Below are 18,019 nucleotides of genomic sequence, written 5' to 3' on the forward strand. Positions count from 1 at the left end.
TTCCCAACGGACACAGGCTGTTTCGGGACTGATTTCGGTAGGTCTACTGAGCAAGAAGGGATTGATCGAGGCGGGTGCGGATCGTCTCCACCGTGGCGCTGAGTCGGACCTGGTGCGAACCCTGCCAGTAGATCCGCCCGCAGTCGCGGCATCGCCGAAACGTGTCGTAATGGCGTCGGGTGAGCGGTTGCAGCCGATCTTCGACCTCGGCTTTGGCCACCGCGACGACCGCGCCACCGCAGCGCAGGCAGCGGGTGAACGGCGCCAAGCGCTCGATGAGGTCCAGCCGTCGGATCACCTCGACGATCTGATCGACCGGCCGGTCCGACCGGATGTACACGCCGTGAGTTACATTGCGCCGCTTCAGTAGTCCACGATCGCGGGTCAGCAGTATCCGGTGCTCGGCCGCCGATAGCTCGGCGAGTGCCGCGTCGTCGGCGTCCCACCGACAGTGCACGTCCAGGCCCATCAGCCGCATCAGCTTGGCGAGGCCGCCGAGATTGACGTCGGCGACGAAGCGCGGCTCGCGCAGTGGGTGTGGGCGCACCCTGGTAACCCGGCCGATGTCCAGGGTCTCGAATACCGGATAGGCGGTGATCCGATCGCCGCCGCGCGGGTGCTGACCGAAGGTCACCGTTTCGCCGTTGACCAGCACCAGGTCGACCTCGGTGTGCGGGATACCGGCCGCCTCGATGACGTCCTTGACGGTCTGGTGCGCACGGAACGGTCGGCGCAGCACCGTGTACCGCTCGTCGGGCCGGAGGAAATCGTTCAGCTCGGCGTAGACCCGCAGGTCGACGCTCATTCGACGAATACCGCCATCGATGCCGTGAATCCGTGCAACGCATTGCGACCAGCGATGGGACCGATCTCGCCCGCGGCGAAGATGCCCGCCAGCGGTATGCCGTCGAGCAGGTCCTCGATCGCGGCGGCATCGTGGTTCGCGACCCCGAACATCCGGCGACCCCGTCCGTTGCATGTGAACAGCAACGCCCCCGCCGGGCGCCCCGGCAGGTCCGAACCCGCTCGGACGAGGGCAGCGCGCAGATCTTCGTCGGCCCCGACCGCGTCGCGGACCTGGAACTGTACGGTCGTGCCGACCTCGACGAGCTCGCCGATCTCGATCGCGCCGCTCGCCGGGTCGGCACCGAGGAGGCCGCGGATCAGGAAATCGCCCTGTCCGGGTACGGCCAGATGCTCGTCGACAACGATGCCGATCTGCAACCCGTGTGTCACCAGTTCCTGCTGGTCGGGTGGCAGCATCTCGACGATCTCGCGCAACCGCTGGATCGGCGGTCGGCCGCCCAATTCGGTGATCAGCGCGCCACGCGCGCCGGTCACGATATACGGATAGCCGATCGGTCGGCAGCCCTGCGACACGATGGGGACACCGTGCATTCCGGGAAGCCGCACGCCGACGGCGCCGGAGGTCAGCACATCGCGGTCGTGGAACAGCCTGCAGCCGCCCGGCCCCCGCGCGCCGCTCACCAGCCCGCCCATCACGGTGATACCGGGCAGATCCGTGTTCAGGTGCTCGAGCAGGATGTCGGCGGGGAACGAGAACGGGTCCGGCAGCAGCAGATGGAAGTCGCGTGCGGCCGGGTCGAAGCGGTAGCCCGCGAGCAGTCCTCCGGTCGCCGTGCGGACGAAGTCCAGCCGGAAGGTCTCGGCGGCGGGTAATCCGGATGCCAGCCATACCACCACCGCGGGCTCGTCCTCGATCTCGCGGCGGCCCGCGACGATCGCCTGCGCCACACATCCGACCAGCGCGGGCACCCGGACCGTCTGGTGAACTGCGGCGAGTACGTCCGCGGCATCGTCGGTATGGGCTCGTGATGCCAGCAGCACAGCAAGCGACAGCGTGTCGCCCGCGATCTGATCGCGGGCGTGCGCTGCGGCTTCCATGCCCGCCTGCCGCGCTCCCGGCGCGGTGGAGAGACCGACTCCGATCCGCACCTTTCCATCGTAGCGAACCCTTGTGTTGACGCAGGTAATGTTGCCGCACAACGCATTTCGATGGAATTGCGGCAAAAGTCACCGTCAGAGTGGGCATTGCGGGTCGAGCTCTCGGCCCAGGGGTGCCGAGGTCATTCGGACGCCGGTCATGTATTGCCACAACTGTGCTGTGGCTGTTCTTCGGCTGGCGGCCCGATTCGGCTGGGCGTGAGCGGTGTTTCCGACACCGTCGCGTTACCGGAATGGCAGTGCGGCACCGCCCCCGCGCCGGGGGCTGCAGACTGGTTGGCAATGAAACTGCCTGAACTTCCAGATCTGCCCGTGCGCGGTGCGCTCGATCGCATTGTCGCGACGTTGACCGAGCATGGCACCGCCGTATTGGTCGCGCCCCCGGGAACCGGGAAGACGACGTTGGTGCCGTTGGCGTTGGAGACTGTCGGGCGGGTGGTGGTGGCCGAGCCGCGGCGGTTGGCGGCGCGTGCGGCGGCCGGTCGGATGGCCGCGTTGTCGGGTGAGTCGGTGGGGGAGACGGTCGGATATTCGGTCCGGGGCGATCGGCGGGTGAGTGCCCGCACCCGGATCGAGGTCGTCACCTCCGGGTTGCTGGTGCGGAGGTTGCAGGGCGATCCCGAGCTCGCGGGCGTGGATGTCGTTGTCCTCGACGAATGTCATGAGCGACATCTCGACGCGGATCTGTTGTTGGCGTTGCTATTGGATGCGCGGGCCGGTTTACGGCCCGATCTGCGGGTGCTCGCGACGTCGGCAACGGTTGCGGCCGAACGCCTTTCGGTGCTGTTGGGAAATGCGCCGGTGGTGGAGGTGCAGGCGCGGGCCTATCCAGTGCAGACGACGTATGTCCCGCCGTTGCCGAGGGAACGCGGCGATGCGCAGGTGGCCCGCGCCACCCGGGCAGCGCTGGCCGGGATCGACGGGGACGTATTGGTCTTCCTGCCCGGAGCGGCTGAAATTCGCCGGACCATAGATCTCCTGGCCGATGTAGACGTGGATCTGGTTCCTTTGCACGGCAGGCTTTCCGCATCCGGACAGGACTTGGCGTTGCGGCCCGGTTCGCGGCGGCGCGTGGTGTTGTCCACGGCGGTGGCCGAATCCAGTTTGACGGTGCCCGGTGTGCGCGCCGTGGTGGATTCGGGGCTGGCTCGAGTGCCGCGCATCGATCGTGGACGCGGGCTGTCCGGCCTTGCGACAGTGCGGGTTTCGGCGGCAGTGGCCGAACAGCGGGCCGGGCGCGCGGGACGGGAGGCTCCAGGAAAGGTATGGCGCTGCTGGCCGGAGTACGAGAACGGCACGCTGCCCGCCTATCCGGAGCCGGAGATTCGCACGGCGGATCTGACCCGGCTGGCATTGGAACTCGCCTGTTGGGGCACCCCCGATGGCCATGGCCTCGCGTGGTGGGACGCGCCGCCGCAAGGTGGCTTGGCTGCTGGTCGAGATGTGTTGCGCGCGTTGGGAGCCGTGACCGGATCAGGCGAGGTGACCGAGCGCGGACGACACATGGCACGTGTCGGCCTGCATCCGCGATTGGCGCGAGCGCTGCTGGACGGTGCCGTCGAGGTCGGCACCCGGTGGGCCGCGGAAGTGGTCGCGGTCCTCGACGATGACACCCTCGTGCCCGGCGTCGACCTGGTGGCCGGTCTGCGCGCGCTGCGGCGTGAGCGGCCGCCGCGTTGGCGGCGGGAGGTCGAGCGCCTGTCTCGGTTGGTCGACGCGACGGACGGTGCCGATGATCCGGCTTTCGTTGTCGCACTGGCACATCCGGAGCGGCTGGCGCGGCGGCGTAGTGCTGGCTCGACGAGCTATCTGCTGGCCGGAGGCACGGCGGTGACGCTGCCCCCGGGTTCCGGGTTGAGTGATGCGGAGTGGTTGGCGGTCGCGGTGGCGACACGCGATCCTGGGCGTGCCGACGGGCGGATCCGGTCGGCCGCGGTCGCCGACGAAAAGCTCGCGCGCCGCGCGGCATCGAATCTATTGGAGATCGTGGACGAGGTGGATTGGGTAGACGGTGATGTGGTTGCCCAGCGCGTCGAGCGACTGGGCGCGATCGTCCTGTCGGAGCGGCAGATTCGTGATCCGGACCGCCAATTACTCAGCGCGGCAGTGCGACGCGGTCTCACTTCGACCGGACTCGCTGTGCTGCACTGGGATTCCGACGCGGAGGCCCTCCGTCAGCGCCTCGATTTCCTGCACCGCACACTCGGCGCACCCTGGCCGCCGGTCGATGACGAATCACTGCTTGCCGATGCCGACGCCTGGCTGGGCCCCGAACTCGCCACCGCCCGGCGCCGCGCCGACCTGGAACGCATCGACGCCGGACAGGCGTTGCGTCGGCTGCTGCCGTGGCCCGATGCCGCGCGCATGGACGAACTCGCGCCGGAGCGGCTGCTGGTCCCCTCCGGCAGCCGCGTCCGTCTCGACTACTCGACCGACCCGCCGGTGCTCGCGGTCAAGGTGCAGGAGGTCTTCGGCTGGACGCGGACACCGTCGCTGGCCGATGGGCGAGTCCCGATCGTGCTGCACCTGCTCTCGCCCGCTCGACGCCCGGTGGCGATCACCGCTGATCTGGCGTCGTTCTGGCACACCGGTTGGCCGCAGGTCCGCAGTGACCTGCGTGGTCGCTACCCCAAGCACGCGTGGCCGGAGGATCCGACCAGCGTGCCCGCGCACCGCGGCACCGCCCGTAACGTCGGTTAGCGTCCCGCCCCGTCAGTCGGTCGAATTCGACTCTGTCGCAATCCAGTTCGCGAGAACGGCGGCCTGACTGTGGTCGACGTCGCGGGTGGCGGTCAATAAGGTCACCGGATGTGCGCGGGCAATCTCGCGCAGCTGCGCGACGGCCTCGCGGTGCTGCGAATCGCGCAGTTCGGCCAGATATCGACGACGGAATTCGGCGAAGCGCTCGGGCCGGTGCCCGTACCACTTGCGCAGGTCGGTCGACGGTGCGATATCGCGCATCCACTCGTCCAGGTGCGCGTCGTCCTTGCGGATCCCGCGCGGCCAGACCCGGTCGACGAGCACACGGGCGCCATCCGACGGAATCGGCGCTTCATAGATTCTCCGGTAGGTGACGTGCTGGCTCATCATGCTCCCGTCCTGAGCTGGCCACTTCTCCTCGCGTGGAGCTCTCGAGGTAGCTCCTATGCTAGGCCTCCATCATTGATTCAATCAGTGATTGAATCGATGATGGGAATGTGATTGACTTCGGTCATGGTGGAACAGGCAGCCGCGGCGGGCACGCGTGAACGGCTATTGCTGGCAGCCGAGCGACTCTTGCTGACCGAGCGGTACGACGATGTCTCGGTGCGGGCGATCTGCGCGGCGGCCGGGTCCAATCCGGCCGCGGTGCACTATCACTTCGGCTCGAAGGAAGCGCTGGTCGCGGCGCTGCTCGAGGACCGGCTCGGGTCACTGTGGGCGGAAAGGTTGACCGAGGTGACGGCCGCGCACGGTTCGGTATCGGCGCTGGTGGATGCGGTGATCGAGCCGTTCATCGGATTGGCGGCCGACCCTGTCGGGCGGCTGCACCTGCGGCTGTTGGCGCAATTCGTACTCGGTCGGCACCCGACGATGTGGCGTCGACACTGGTTCCGCATGGATGCCTGGATCGGCTTGCTGCCGGAGCTGAGCGAACACGAGAGTCGACGGCGCTGGGGATTGGCGTTCGACCTGATCATCGTGCAATTCGGTGGTTTCGGCACGGGTGAGCGTGAACTGTCGGACGAGGCGGTGCGCACGCTGCGCGATTTCGTTGTCGCCGGACTGACCGCGGCAGGAGAGAAATGATGAACGAAGTATTCGCACCGACGAAGCTCGGCCCGATCACCTTGCGCAACAGGGTGATCAAGGCCGCCACCTTCGAAGGCCGAACACCGGACGCGCTGGTCACCGATGATCTGATCGACTTCCATCGCGAAATAGCCGCCGGTGGTGTTGGTATGACCACCGTCGCCTACTGCGCGATATCGCCCGGTGGCCGCACCGACCGGCACCAGATCTGGATGCGCCAGGAAGCCGTTGCGGGACTGCGCGAACTCACCGACGCCGTACACGCCGAAGGCGCCGCCGCCAGCGCCCAGATCGGCCATGCGGGCCCGGTGGCCAATGCCGCATCGAACCGCGCACCCGCACTGGCGCCGAGTCGAATGTTCAGCCCACTCGGTATGCGTCCCATGCGTGTTCCGGACATATCCGAAATCGCCACGGTCATAGCCGATTACGCGAACGCCGCGGGTCTGGCCGAGCAGGCGGGTTTCGATGCGGTCGAAATCCACTTCGGCCACAACTATTTGGTGAGTTCGTTCCTGAGCCCGCTACTGAACCGGCGCAAGGATCGATACGGCGGATCGCTGGTCAACCGCGCCCGACTCGCCCGCGAGGTCGCACTGGTCGTGCGCGAGGCAGTCGGCGACCGCTTGGCGGTAACCGCCAAGCTGAATATGGAAGACGGTGTGCGCGGCGGCCTTTCGCTCGCTGACTCGTTGCGGGTGGCTGCCTGGCTGGAATCGGACGGCGCACTGGACGCCTTGGAACTCACCGCGGGCAGCTCCCTGCTCAACCCGATGTACCTGTTCCACGGCGCCGCCCCGCGCAAGGAATTCGCGAAAGTCCTTCCCGCGCCAGCACGCTGGGGCTTCCGCTTGATGGGCCGCGCCTTCCTCCGCGAATACCCGTACCGCGACGCCTACCTCCTGGAAAACGCCCGCCGGTTCCGCAGCGAACTTTCCATGCCACTGATCCTATTAGGCGGCATAACCGACCTCGACACGATGCGCACCGCAATGTCCGAGGGTTTCGAATTCGTGGCCATGGGCCGCGCCCTGCTCCGCGAACCAGACCTCCTGCGCCGAATCCAAGCCGATCGAAGCACGCGCTCGGCCTGCATCCACTGCAACGAATGCATGCCCACCATCTACACCCGCACCCACTGCCCCCTCGTCTGACGATCAGCCGAGAATGTATTGGTGGTACTACAGCTTGTAACCGATTTGGCGGAGTAGTTGTCTGCGGGCTTCTTTGTCACTCGGGCCTTCTACGCCGAGTGGCGCACCCCCGTCGACGACCCCGATGATTCCGCGCCCCGATTCGGTCTCGGCAATCAATACTTCGACCGGATTCGCTGTGGCACAGAAGATTCCGCAGACCTCGGGAACCTGTCGTATCGCATTGAGCACATTGACCGGATAACCCTCACGCAGGAACACAATGAACGAATGTCCTGCGCCGACCGCCACGGCATTCTTGGTGGCGAGTTCGGTCAGCTCGTCGTCATTGCCGGAGGTACGGATCAGCCGCGGTCCGGATGCCTCAGCGAATGCCAACCCGAAACGCAGATGTGGACTGATCCCGACCAGTGCCTCGTGCAGGTCCTCGACCGCCTTGATGAAGTGGGCCTGTCCGATGATGACGTTGAGATCGTCCGGTTTATCGATGGGTACCGAAGTCAGCTGCATCGAACTATCCTGCGCCGCGCTCGAGTCTGTTCGCCGGGGCGACACGCCCTTCCGTTCGAGACGCGCCGTACCCCTGGTACCAGGAAAAGTGGGCCGTGCCGGATTTGTCGCGTACGTTGCGAGGCGATGATCACAAGAAGTTCGCGGATGAGGGCGGCGCGCGATCAGGCACGAGTAGCGGCGCCGATCGGGCGCATTACGGCGTACATGCCGGTTGACCACGCCGTAAGCGATTGTTGCTGTTCGGGTTCGGCGGCGTCGGCGCGGTTGAGGTGGGCGGTCGGTGTCAATGCCAAGTACGGTGTCGGGATGCCGTGTTGACATCGAGACCTGGGCGAGTTCGAAACGAGAATGTGTCGAAGTATGTATTTTGAGCTATCCCGGCGCCTGCGCAAAGCGGTCGGCGGTACCGCGCTGGCGGGACTCCTGATGGTGGCCGGATGCGGCACGGACGCGGACAAGAATTCCGCCGAGCCCAGCATCACCGCGGCTGCCGCGCACACCGACCAGCAGCACCTATCCATCACCGTGCCCGGCACATTGGCCGCCGGTTTCCAGGAACTGCAGTTGAGTGTGCATGCCAAGCTCGGCATGGCGATCATGCCGGTCGGCGGCGAGAAAATGGTGACCTTCGGTGACTGGACCACCGGACCAGCCTGGTCGACGATGAAGGTGCCGCTGGTCATCGCTGCGCAGCGCAAGAGCTCGACGAGCTCGAGCTATGCGGCGACGGCGGCGATCACCCAGTCCGACAACGTAGCGGCCGATACGCTCTGGCAGTCGCTCGGCACCGGCCAGGAGGCGGCCAAGGCGGTCGAGGTCGTGCTGCGCGAGGGCGGCGATACCAAGACCACCGTGCCCGCAGCCAAGACCCGCTCCGATGCCTCGGCATTCGGACAGGCGGATTGGGCGCTCACCGAACAGGTTCGGTTCGCCTCCCGGTTGCCATGCCTGCAACAGAGCTCGAATGTGATCGACCTGATGGAGCAGATCACGTCGAGCCAGCGCTGGGGGCTCGGCGAACTCAGCAACGCGGAATTCAAGGGCGGTTGGGGGCCCGACACCTCCGGCTCCTATCTGGTCCGCCAATTCGGCCTGATCGAGGGCCCGGGCGGTCGGATCGCGGTCGCCGTTGCCACCCAACCCGATTCGGGTGCCCTGACCGAAGGGATCAGCATCCTGGACAAGCTCGCCACGATGATCTCGCAGCACCTGGACGAACTCTCCGGCGGCAGCTGTTCCTGAACCTGGTCGAGTCAGCGCCCGCGGGGCACCGTGGGCGCGCACACTTGACCGGGTAACGGTGGCACCCGAGAATCCCGAATCAACGGGTGAGATCGCAGGACCACGACCGTTGCGCGGTTCGGCGAGGTGGAGGTAACGGGGTGGACGAAACGCAGTCGCGGGCCGGTACGCGATTCGGACCCTACGAATTGCGTACATTGCTGGGCCGCGGCGGGATGGGGGAGGTCTACGAGGCGTACGACACGGTCAAGGATCGGGTCGTCGCGCTCAAACTACTGCCCATGGCGCTGGCCGACGATCCGCGGTTCCAGCAGCGCTTTCGGCACGAATCCCGGGTCGCCGCACGGTTGGCCGAACCGCACGTCATCCCGATTCACGACTGGGGCGAGATCGACGGTGTGCTCTATATCGATATGCGGCTGGTCCGTGGCAGCGATCTGCGCTCGGTGCTGCGCGAGAAGGGGCCGCTGAGCCCCACCCGTGCGGTCGGCATTATCGAACAGGTCGCGTCCGCGTTGGATGCCGCGCATGCCGAGGGCTTGGTGCATCGCGACGTCAAACCCGCCAATATCCTGGTCACCCCTTCGGATTTCGCGTACCTCGCCGACTTCGGCATCGCCCGCTCCGAGCGCGACCCCAGCGTCACCGCGACCGGGCAAGCCATCGGCTCCTACAGCTACATCGCACCGGAACGATTCGACACCGCCCCGATCGGCGGCACCGCCGACGTCTACTCCCTGGCCTGCGTACTGTTCGAATGCCTCACCGGCACACAGCCTTTCCCTGCCGACGGCATGAGTTCGCTCATCCGAGCCCACCTCTCGACACCACCGCCCCGCCCGAGCACCAAACGAGCCGAACTGCCCGGCACATTGGACGAGGTCATCTCCCGCGGCATGGCCAAGGAACCCGCCGATCGCTATCCGACGGCCGGTGCCCTCGCATCGGCGGCCAGAGCCGCGGTCTCGGGCACCTCGTCTCTCCCGAACTCGGACCTGCCCACCACCCAGATCTCCAACCACTCCGGGCCGGCCCCAGCAACCATCATCTTCCCCACCTTCGGGCCGGAGTCCATGGTCGCACGCCAACCACCGAGCCGGCCCCAGCAGTCGGGTGGATCGCAGTCAGCAGGTGATCTGCAGCAGTCAGGTGGATCGCAGCAGTCGGGTCCTTCGCAGTCGGCAGAGGGCCCGCAGCAGTCTGGTGGGCTGCAGCAGCCGGGTGGATCGCAGCAGTTGGGCGGATCGCAGCAGTCTGGTGGACCGCAGCAAGCTGGTGGCCGGCCCCAGGCAGTTGCTCCGCCGCGGGCAAGCGGCTCGCGGCAGCCAGCTGGGACGCGGTCGGCAGGCGGGCCGCAGCAATCAGGCCGTCCGCTGCAATCAGGCGGGCAATGGCAGGTGGGCGGTCCGACGTCGGCGAACGCGCCGCAGCGGGTCGGTGGTGCTCCGTCAGCGGGTGGCGCTCCGTCGCAGAATGCGCTGCGGTCCGGGAGCGGTCCGCCACAGGCGAGTGAGCCGCGGTCAGCGGGTGGACCGCAGCAGATCACCGGTCTGGAGCCGACGCTCGTGCCCCGGCATCCATCGGATCCGATGCGCCGCGATATTCCACCGCATGATGCGACCACCGAGGCGCTGTCGAGAACCGTCAGTATGCCGATGCCGCAATCCGACGCACCGTATCCACCCGATCCGACACCTGCGCCTGCGCGTCGATCGATGCGGATCGTCTGGATCGGCGCGGTGGTTGTGGTGCTCGCGATCGGGGGCATCGTCGGCTGGCAGCTACGTGACGGAAGCGACGGCCAACCGACGACCACGATGCCCGCACATCTGCCCGCTGGTGCGAAACCATGCGCCCAGTTGTATCCGGCGCTCGGCCGATTCACCTCGTCCGCGATCGGCACCACCGTCACCAGTTGTGCCTTCGCCGAGGAGGTACGCAAGGCCTACGCCGCTGGCGGTGACAGCACGATTACCGATCGATCGGTCATGGCGCACAGCCCGATCAACAATCGGGATTACAAGATGAATTGCACGGCCGGTGATCAATTCGCAACCTGTAGCGGCGGCGAAAACGCCATCGTCTATGTGTATTGAGTCGTAGCCGTTACCCGGTGTTCACGGGGGTGCGGCCGCGTCATCGCTCGAAGCGGGGCAAGATATGCGCCATGCGCATCGGAGTCTTGACCGGAGGCGGCGACTGTCCAGGACTGAACGCGGTCATCCGTGCCGTCGTTCGCACCGCGAACGGACGCTACGGCGACGCGATCATCGGCTTCCAGGATGGTTGGCGTGGCCTACTCGAAGACCGAAAAATCACCATTCAGAACGACGATCGCACCGACCGCCTGCTCACCAAGGGCGGCACGATGCTCGGTACCGCACGCACCAATCCCGACAAACTGCGTGCCGGACTCGACCAGATCAAACGCACCCTCGACGACAACGGGATCGAGGCACTGATCCCGATCGGCGGCGAGGGCACGCTCACCGCCGCGAGCTGGCTGTCCGACGAGGGCGTCCCGGTGGTCGGGGTCCCGAAGACCATCGATAACGACATCGACTGCACCGACGTCACTTTCGGCCACGACACCGCGTTGTCCATCGCTTCGGAGGCCATCGACCGGCTGCACACCACCGCGGAATCGCATCAGCGCGTCATGCTGGTCGAGGTGATGGGCCGCCACGCGGGCTGGATCGCGATCAACTCGGGCATGGCGGCGGGTGCGCACCTCACGCTGGTACCCGAGGAGCCGTTCGATGTGGACGAGGTGTGCTCGATGATCAAGCGCCGCTTCCAGCGCGGCGACAAGCACTTCATCTGCGTGGTCGCCGAAGGCGCGCATCCGGCCCCCGATTCGGGATTCGCGCTGCGCGAGGGTGGTATCGACGAATTCGGCCACGAACGGTTCACCGGTGTCGCACAGCAGTTGGGCACCGAGATCGAGCGCCGCATCGGCAAAGAGGTCCGTACTACCGTGCTCGGTCACGTCCAGCGCGGCGGCAGCCCGACACCGTACGACCGGGTGCTGGCCACTCGATTCGGTCTGCATGCCGCCGAGGCCGTGCATGCCGGACAATTCGGCCAAATGGTCGCCCTGCACGGCACTTCCATCGAATTGGTTCCGTTGTCCGAGGCCACCAAGCAGCTCAAGCGGGTGCCCACCGAGCGTTACCGCGAAGCCGAGGCATTTTTCGGCTGATTCCGGCAGTCGTTGCACAATCGAGACCTGCCGAATTCCTTGTCGCACAGCTAGTCTGGTCGTCGTGGCTCAACTCCAGGTATCCGACCTGCCCACCGATGCTGTCGCCGTGTTCCGCCGCCGTGCTCGTGTCGCGGGCATATCGATCGAAGCTCAGGTCCGTCAGGAACTGATCGCGATGGCGCGCAGGCGAACTTCCGTGGACACGATCGTGGAATTCCTGGAATCCCAGGGCCGCGATCTGACCCCCGAATTCGACTCCGACGCGGTAACCCTCATCCAGGTCTACGATCTGCCCGCCGACGCGCTCGGCATGTTCGGCCGTCGCGCCCGCGCCGCCGAACTCCCCATCGGCGCCTATGTCCGCCGTGAGCTGCTCGCCATCGCCCGGCGCGGCGGCGTGTCCGACGCGATGCTGGAATTCCAAGAGGCGCAAGAGGACGACCCCACACTTGAACTCGATATGAATGCGATCGCCGCTGCGGTTCGGTACGCCCGCGGAGGGTGAACGTCCGTTCCGGCGTACCGCTGGGGGCGTCGGCCGGGGGAGTGTTGGGCGAGCGGCGATCAACTGGAGCTTCTGGAAGTAGATGCGTGGCCGAGTTCGTCCGAACTGCCCATGCGGATCGGTAGGGTTGCGGCATGCGCACTGGGCGATGGCTCGTCTCGGTTCTGGTCCTGATCGTTGCGTTGGTGGCGGGGTGCTCGTCGGAGAAGGGCGAGACTCGGTCGCTCACCGGGGATTGGCACGGGTCCATCGAGGTGCCCGGCGCGCCGTTGGCGTTGGGGGTGAATTTCGCCGATAACGGCAGCGCCACCATCGACATCCCGTCACAAGGTCTGAACGGTGCGGAGCTGAAAGATGTTTCCGCCGAACCGGATCGGGTGGCATTCGCGATTCCGAACACGCCGGGCGATCCCGTGTTCGAGGGCAAATTCGACAAGGATGCCAACCGGATCGTCGGTGAGTTCCGGCAGGCGGGCCAGAGCCTGCCGTTGACGCTAGAGCCGGGCAAGATCGGTCCGCCCGCGCATCCGCAGGAGCCGAAACCGCCGTACCCGTACCGCTCCGAAGATGTCACCTACCGCGACGGCGATATCACCATCGCGGGCACGCTGACCCGGCCCGAGGGCAACGGCCCGTTCCCGGCGATTCTGATGATCTCCGGCAGCGGCCCCCAGGACCGCAACGAAGAACTGATGGGCCACAAGCCTTTCCTGCTGCTGGCCGACACCTTCACCCGCGCGGGCTATGCCGTATTGCGCACCGACGACCGCGGTGTCGGCGGCACCAGCGGCAAACTCGACGACGCCACCTACAACGATCTCGCCGAGGATGCGGCCGCTGGCGTGCGCTTCCTCCGGGCCCGCCCGGGTATCGACCCGGCCCGCGTCGGACTGTTCGGCCACAGCGAGGGCGGTTATCTCGCACCGCTGGTGGCGTCGCGCCCGGACAGCGGCGTCGCCTTCGCGGTCCTGATGGCGGGTCCCTCGGTACCGGGTTGGGAGGTACTGATCGAACAGAACCGCGCACTGCTCAGCGCGGGCGGCGCACCGCAGTCCCGAGTCGATGATCAGGTCAGCTATATCACCGAATGGACCAACCTGATCCGCTCCGGCAACATGGCCGCCGCCAAGGACCTTGCCTACCGCCACAACGAATCGCTCCCGCCGAACCAGCGCGCCTCCGCGGAAACCCTCGACGCGTACAACACCACCTACATGGCTTCCTTCATCACCTACGACCCGGCGCCCGCGCTCTCCGCCCTGCGCATCCCGGTCCTCGCCTTCTTCGGCACCAAGGACATGCAGGTCCTCGCCAACCAGAACGAACAACCGATGCGCGACCGCCTGTCCGCCGATCCGGACGCAACCGTCCATGTCTTCCCCGGTCTCAACCACCTCATGCAACCCGCCGACTCCGGCCTCCCCGGCGAATACACCTCCATCGAAACCACCATCGCCCCCGACGTCCTCACCTACACCACCACCTGGCTCAACCAACACACCCACGCCCGCTAGCCCGAACCGCTACCGCACACCCAGTGAGCACCTCGCACAGGCTCTACCCTGTGCGGGAGAGACACTGGCTATGCGACAGCTCCTCGGCGGGAGCTGACCGCTTGGCGGGGGCGGCGGGCGGGTCAATAGACTGATCGCCATGAGTGCACCCACCGTCGACTTGATGGACTATGCCGATGTCATCGACCGGTTCGAGCCGGTGCTCGGTATGGAGGTTCACGTCGAGCTGAACACCGCCACCAAGATGTTCTGCGGTTGCCCGACCGAATTCGGCGCGGAGCCGAACACCCAGGTGTGCCCGGTCTGCCTCGGTCTGCCGGGCTCGCTTCCGGTGGTCAACGAACAGGCCGTGGAGTCGGCGATCCGGATCGGGCTGGCCCTGAATTGCGCGATCACCCCGTGGGGCCGGTTCGCGCGCAAGAACTACTTCTACCCGGACCAGCCGAAGAACTACCAGATCAGCCAGTACGACGAGCCGATCGCCACCAACGGCCACCTCGACGTGGTACTCGACGACGGCAGCACCTTCCGCGTCGAGATCGAGCGCGCCCATATGGAGGAGGACACCGGCAAGTCCACCCACATCGGTGGCTCCACCGGCCGCATCCACGGCGCGAGCCACTCGCTGCTGGACTACAACCGGGCCGGAGTGCCGCTCATCGAGATCGTCACCAAGCCGATCACCGGCGCGGGGGAGCGGGCGCCGGAGGTAGCGCGCGCCTATGTGACCGCGCTGCGTGAGGTGCTGAAGTCCCTCCAGGTCTCCGACGTCAAAATGGAGCAGGGTTCGCTGCGCTGCGATGCCAACGTTTCGCTGATGCCCATCGGCGCAACGGAATTCGGCACCCGCACCGAGACCAAGAACGTCAACTCGCTCAAGAGCGTCGAGGTCGCGGTCCGCTTCGAAATGCGCCGCCAAGCCGCCATTCTCGCCGACGGCGGTTCGATCGTGCAGGAGACCAGGCACTTTCACGAGAGTGACGGGACCACCTCGCCCGGTCGCCGCAAGGAGACCGCCGAGGACTACCGCTACTTCCCCGAGCCGGATCTGGAACCGGTTGCGCCCGCTGAGGATTGGGTTGAGCGACTGCGCGGCACCATCCCGGAGTACCCGTGGCTGCGCCGCGCCCGCATCCAGTCCGATTGGGGTCTGTCCGATGAGGTCATGCGCGACCTGGTGAACGCGGGCGCGCTGGACCTGATCATCGCGACCGTCGATGCGGGTGCCCCGGTCAACGAGGCGCGCTCGTGGTGGGTTGCCTACCTCACCGAAAAGGCCAAGGAGCGCGAGGTTTCCCTGGAGGAGCTGCCGATCACGCCCGCCCAGGTGGCGGAGGTGATCAAGCTCGTCGAATCGAAGACGGTCAACAACAAGGTCGCCAAGCAGGTCGTCGACTTCGTGCTGGCGGGCGAGGGTGATCCGGCGAAGATCGTCGAGACCAAGGGCCTCGGCATGGTCAGCGACGAGAGCGCGCTGCAGGCGGAGGTGCAGAAGGCGCTCGAGGCCAATCCGGATATCGCCGAGAAGATCCGCTCGGGCAAGGTGCAGGCGGCGGGCAAGATCGTCGGTGACGTCATGAAGGCGACGCGCGGCCAAGCCGATGCGGCTCGGGTGCGCGAGCTGGTCCTCGAAGCCTGCGCCTGAGTTCCGCACCGGCGAAGCAGACTACCGAACGGAAATGGGCGGGTCCCCGAGAAGGACCCGCCCACTTTCTTATCGGCGCGGTCAGTCCGGCCCGGTGCCCTGTGACGGCGGCGGGATCTTGATCACCCGATCGTCGAACGGCCCGTGATTGTCGTCATTGTTGACGGTGGTCGCCCAGATGGTGCCGTCCGCACCGGCCGCCGCACCGCCGAGCCTGCCGTATTTGTCCTGCACGGTGAACGTCGGCGCCGCGGTGATCGCGTGGGTGTTCGCATCCGGATTCGCGATCGCCAGCGCCTTCGCCCCCGACATCGCGATCGCCACCACATCGGGTCCGGCCGCGCAGCCGCCGACGCCGGGACGATCCGGCCAGGTCCACGCGGTGGTGATCGATCCGTCCCGGCCCAGGCGCTGCAGACGATCCTCGGTCGGGGTGCGGTCGGTGATCCAGACGCTGTCCTTACCGTCGTCGCACAGATCGCCCGCCGTGCCGAGGCCCGACACCACGACCTCCGGATTGGCTCCCGGCGACGGTGAATTGATCCGCAACACCTTGCCCGCGAGCGACGCGGGCGCACTTGCCAGACCGGGATTGCCCGCATCGCCGGTCAGCACCAGCAGTTCGGTCGGCGAAATGAATTCCAGCGCACCGTGATTGCCGACCGACCCCTTCGGAATTCCGGTCAGGATGGCTTTCGGCGGGCCGTTCTCCGCGATGCGCACCACCCGGTTATCGGATCCGGTGGTGATGTAGGCGTAGATGAGTCCGTCCTCGCGGTAGGTCGGCGAGAGGGCGATATCGGAGATGCCGCCGTCACCGGAGCCGTCCACATCCACCTGACCGACCAGTATCGGCGGCGACTGCGGATCGCTCGGATCCACCGCGACCGTCTTGTAGATGCGTCCGGTGCGTCGCTCGGCGACCAGCGCATCCTCGCCGAGCGAGATGATGCCCGCCGTGGAATCCAGGCAGGTCGTGATCACATTCGGGTCCGGATCGATGCATGGTCCGGTCGGGCGCGGGCGCTGCGAGGGGTTCTGCTGCGGCGATTTGGGTTCGGCGGGGTTGAAGGTCGGTTCGGGTGTGAACGGGCTGGAGGCAGAATCGTCGAACCGAGCGCAGCCGACCAGCGCGACGGTGCTGAGCGCCAAGCTCAGGGCGATACGCCCCGCGACAACCAAACTCATGGTTCAGACGTTACGGAAACCGCGGCCGATGTGCCGCTCCGGGTCGATAAACGGACACGCCGTCGCGTGGAGACCGCCCACGCGGGCTCGCGGCCGCATAGGGTATCGACCGTGACCGAAGAGCCCAAAGACACATCCGCGCCCAAAACCGAGGGCGCGGCAACGCCAACGGATGAGGAGTCGGCGGTGTCGTCCACCGGTCGTGGCGTGACCAGTCCCTATGATTCGCCCACCGGCGTGCTGCCCAGAATGTCCTCCGATACCCGGTCGAGCGGCCCCGATTTATCCAAGGACGTACCGCGCACCGAGGAGGAACTCGGCCTCGATCCGGAGATCCCCTCGGTCGGCGAACAGACCAGGGCGAACGAATCCGCGGCCTACGCCTACGCCAGCATCCCGCCCGCCACGAACGCATCCGGCGGCGAGCCGAGCCGCCCGCTGCGCCGACGCAATGGCGACGCCCGCCGCGGCACCCTCGATCTCGGACTGTTCGTGCTGCGTCTAGTCGTCGGCGGCACCTTCATCTACCACGGTCTGCAGAAGCTCACCGGCTGGTTCCACGGACCGGGGCTGGACGGCACCCGCGACATGATGGCGGCGGGTGGTTGGGATCACGCGACCCTGTCGACCATCCTGGTCATCGCCGGTGAAGTCGGCGGCGGCGGACTGCTGGTGCTCGGCCTGGCCACACCGCTCGCCGCGGGTGCGGTGCTCGCGGTGATCACCGACGCGTGGCTGTGGAAGCAGGGCATGATCCCCGGCTTCCAGTACAAGTCCTCGGTCAAGAGCGGTGTGGAACTGGAGTCCATCCTCGCGGGCACCGCCGTGGTCCTGCTCCTGACCGGCCCCGGCCGCCTGTCCTTCGATCGCAACCGCGGCTGGGCCACCCGCCCCGCTTACGGGTCCTTCGTAGTCCTCATCCTGGCCGTAGCCGCCGCCATCGGCACCTGGTACTGGCTGCACGGCGGAAATCCGCTGACCGGCATCGGCCCCTTCAAGTAAACCCGCCCCTAACCGGCGCCCTTCGCATCGAAGGGCGCCGTTCGTGTTTGCGGGCAAAGTTGTTGGGACACAAGGGGTGTCACGGCTGCCCCACTGGCGTATCGATGTGCCGAGTGGTGCACGGCCGCAGCATCGCGATCGGACCGCTGCCGCGTGTCCTAGCCTCGGCACCCTGCGCAGAGCGCTGCCGAGTGCGTGGCGTCCGGGCGAATGCCGACTGGGTCCCGTAGTCATTCGGCCGCAATCCTATTGGGGTGGAATGGAATGGCGTCCCTCATGCCAGCACGAGGGACG

15 protein-coding genes are annotated in these 18,019 nt (G+C 66.7%); 10 read left to right on the forward strand and 5 right to left on the reverse strand.

Going from position 1 to position 18,019, the window contains the following annotated elements:
* Positions 1-43: 43 nt before the first annotated feature.
* Positions 44-805, reverse strand: coding sequence for a Mut7-C RNAse domain-containing protein (locus ACQP1T_RS10640; RefSeq protein WP_433759773.1), 762 nt, complete (start codon positions 803-805; stop codon positions 44-46).
* On the reverse strand, positions 802-1,956 hold the full coding sequence (locus ACQP1T_RS10645) for an FIST signal transduction protein (protein ID WP_433759774.1): 1,155 nt from the start codon (positions 1,954-1,956) through the stop codon (positions 802-804). The genes ACQP1T_RS10640 and ACQP1T_RS10645 overlap by 4 nt, the downstream gene beginning before the upstream one ends.
* A gap of 291 nt (positions 1,957-2,247) precedes the next feature.
* Between ACQP1T_RS10645 and hrpB the strand changes: the two genes are divergently transcribed.
* A complete protein-coding gene (gene hrpB / locus ACQP1T_RS10650; RefSeq protein ID WP_433759775.1) occupies positions 2,248-4,665 on the forward strand; it encodes an ATP-dependent helicase HrpB in 2,418 nt (805 codons plus the stop codon).
* Positions 4,666-4,677: 12 nt separating this feature from the next.
* Here the strand turns inward: hrpB and ACQP1T_RS10655 are convergent, their stop codons facing one another.
* Positions 4,678-5,055 (reverse strand): DUF488 domain-containing protein, encoded by a 378-nt coding sequence (locus tag ACQP1T_RS10655; RefSeq protein ID WP_433759776.1) that lies wholly within the window; start codon positions 5,053-5,055, stop codon positions 4,678-4,680.
* Between the two features lie 123 nt (positions 5,056-5,178).
* On the opposite strand from ACQP1T_RS10655, the gene ACQP1T_RS10660 reads away from it, so the two are divergent.
* A complete protein-coding gene (locus ACQP1T_RS10660; RefSeq protein ID WP_433759777.1) occupies positions 5,179-5,754 on the forward strand; it encodes a TetR/AcrR family transcriptional regulator in 576 nt (191 codons plus the stop codon).
* Positions 5,754-6,911 (forward strand): NADH:flavin oxidoreductase, encoded by a 1,158-nt coding sequence (locus tag ACQP1T_RS10665; RefSeq protein WP_433762133.1) that lies wholly within the window; start codon positions 5,754-5,756, stop codon positions 6,909-6,911. Before ACQP1T_RS10660 ends, ACQP1T_RS10665 begins: the two co-directional genes overlap by 1 nt.
* A 27-nt stretch (positions 6,912-6,938) precedes the next feature.
* On the opposite strand, the gene ACQP1T_RS10670 is transcribed toward ACQP1T_RS10665, so the two are convergent.
* On the reverse strand, positions 6,939-7,421 hold the full coding sequence (locus ACQP1T_RS10670) for an adenosine-specific kinase (RefSeq protein WP_433759778.1): 483 nt from the start codon (positions 7,419-7,421) through the stop codon (positions 6,939-6,941).
* 363 nt (positions 7,422-7,784) lie between these two features.
* Between ACQP1T_RS10670 and ACQP1T_RS10675 the strand changes: the two genes are divergently transcribed.
* The 6 genes from ACQP1T_RS10675 (at position 7,785) to gatB (ending at position 15,535) form a co-directional block, all read left to right on the forward strand.
* Positions 7,785-8,666, forward strand: coding sequence for a hypothetical protein (locus ACQP1T_RS10675; protein ID WP_433759779.1), 882 nt, complete (start codon positions 7,785-7,787; stop codon positions 8,664-8,666).
* A gap of 140 nt (positions 8,667-8,806) precedes the next feature.
* The gene (locus ACQP1T_RS10680; protein WP_433759781.1) at positions 8,807-10,762 is read left to right on the forward strand and encodes a protein kinase domain-containing protein; all 1,956 of its coding nucleotides are present in this window, start codon (positions 8,807-8,809) and stop codon (positions 10,760-10,762) included.
* Positions 10,763-10,833: 71 nt separating this feature from the next.
* A complete protein-coding gene (locus ACQP1T_RS10685) occupies positions 10,834-11,868 on the forward strand; it encodes an ATP-dependent 6-phosphofructokinase (protein ID WP_433759782.1) in 1,035 nt (344 codons plus the stop codon).
* 64 nt (positions 11,869-11,932) lie between these two features.
* Complete coding sequence (locus ACQP1T_RS10690) at positions 11,933-12,376, forward strand: hypothetical protein (RefSeq protein ID WP_433759783.1); 444 nt, start codon at positions 11,933-11,935, stop codon at positions 12,374-12,376.
* Between the two features lie 134 nt (positions 12,377-12,510).
* Positions 12,511-13,890, forward strand: a complete 1,380-nt coding sequence (locus ACQP1T_RS10695) for an alpha/beta hydrolase family protein (RefSeq protein WP_433759784.1) — start codon at positions 12,511-12,513, stop codon at positions 13,888-13,890.
* Positions 13,891-14,029: 139 nt separating this feature from the next.
* A complete protein-coding gene (gatB, locus tag ACQP1T_RS10700) occupies positions 14,030-15,535 on the forward strand; it encodes an Asp-tRNA(Asn)/Glu-tRNA(Gln) amidotransferase subunit GatB (protein WP_433759785.1) in 1,506 nt (501 codons plus the stop codon).
* An 81-nt stretch (positions 15,536-15,616) separates the two neighbouring features.
* On the opposite strand, the gene ACQP1T_RS10705 is transcribed toward gatB, so the two are convergent.
* A complete protein-coding gene (locus ACQP1T_RS10705) occupies positions 15,617-16,723 on the reverse strand; it encodes a PQQ-dependent sugar dehydrogenase (protein ID WP_433759786.1) in 1,107 nt (368 codons plus the stop codon).
* Between the two features lie 111 nt (positions 16,724-16,834).
* Here ACQP1T_RS10705 and ACQP1T_RS10710 point away from each other — a divergent pair, with 111 nt between their 5' ends.
* Positions 16,835-17,725 carry a DoxX family protein gene (locus ACQP1T_RS10710; RefSeq protein ID WP_433759787.1) on the forward strand — a complete coding sequence of 297 codons (891 nt, stop codon included), beginning with the start codon at positions 16,835-16,837 and terminating at the stop codon, positions 17,723-17,725.
* Positions 17,726-18,019 lie beyond the last annotated feature (294 nt).

Origin of the sequence: Nocardia sp. CA-135398 (assembly GCF_050955845.1) — a bacterium.
Lineage (GTDB): Bacteria > Actinomycetota > Actinomycetes > Mycobacteriales > Mycobacteriaceae > Nocardia.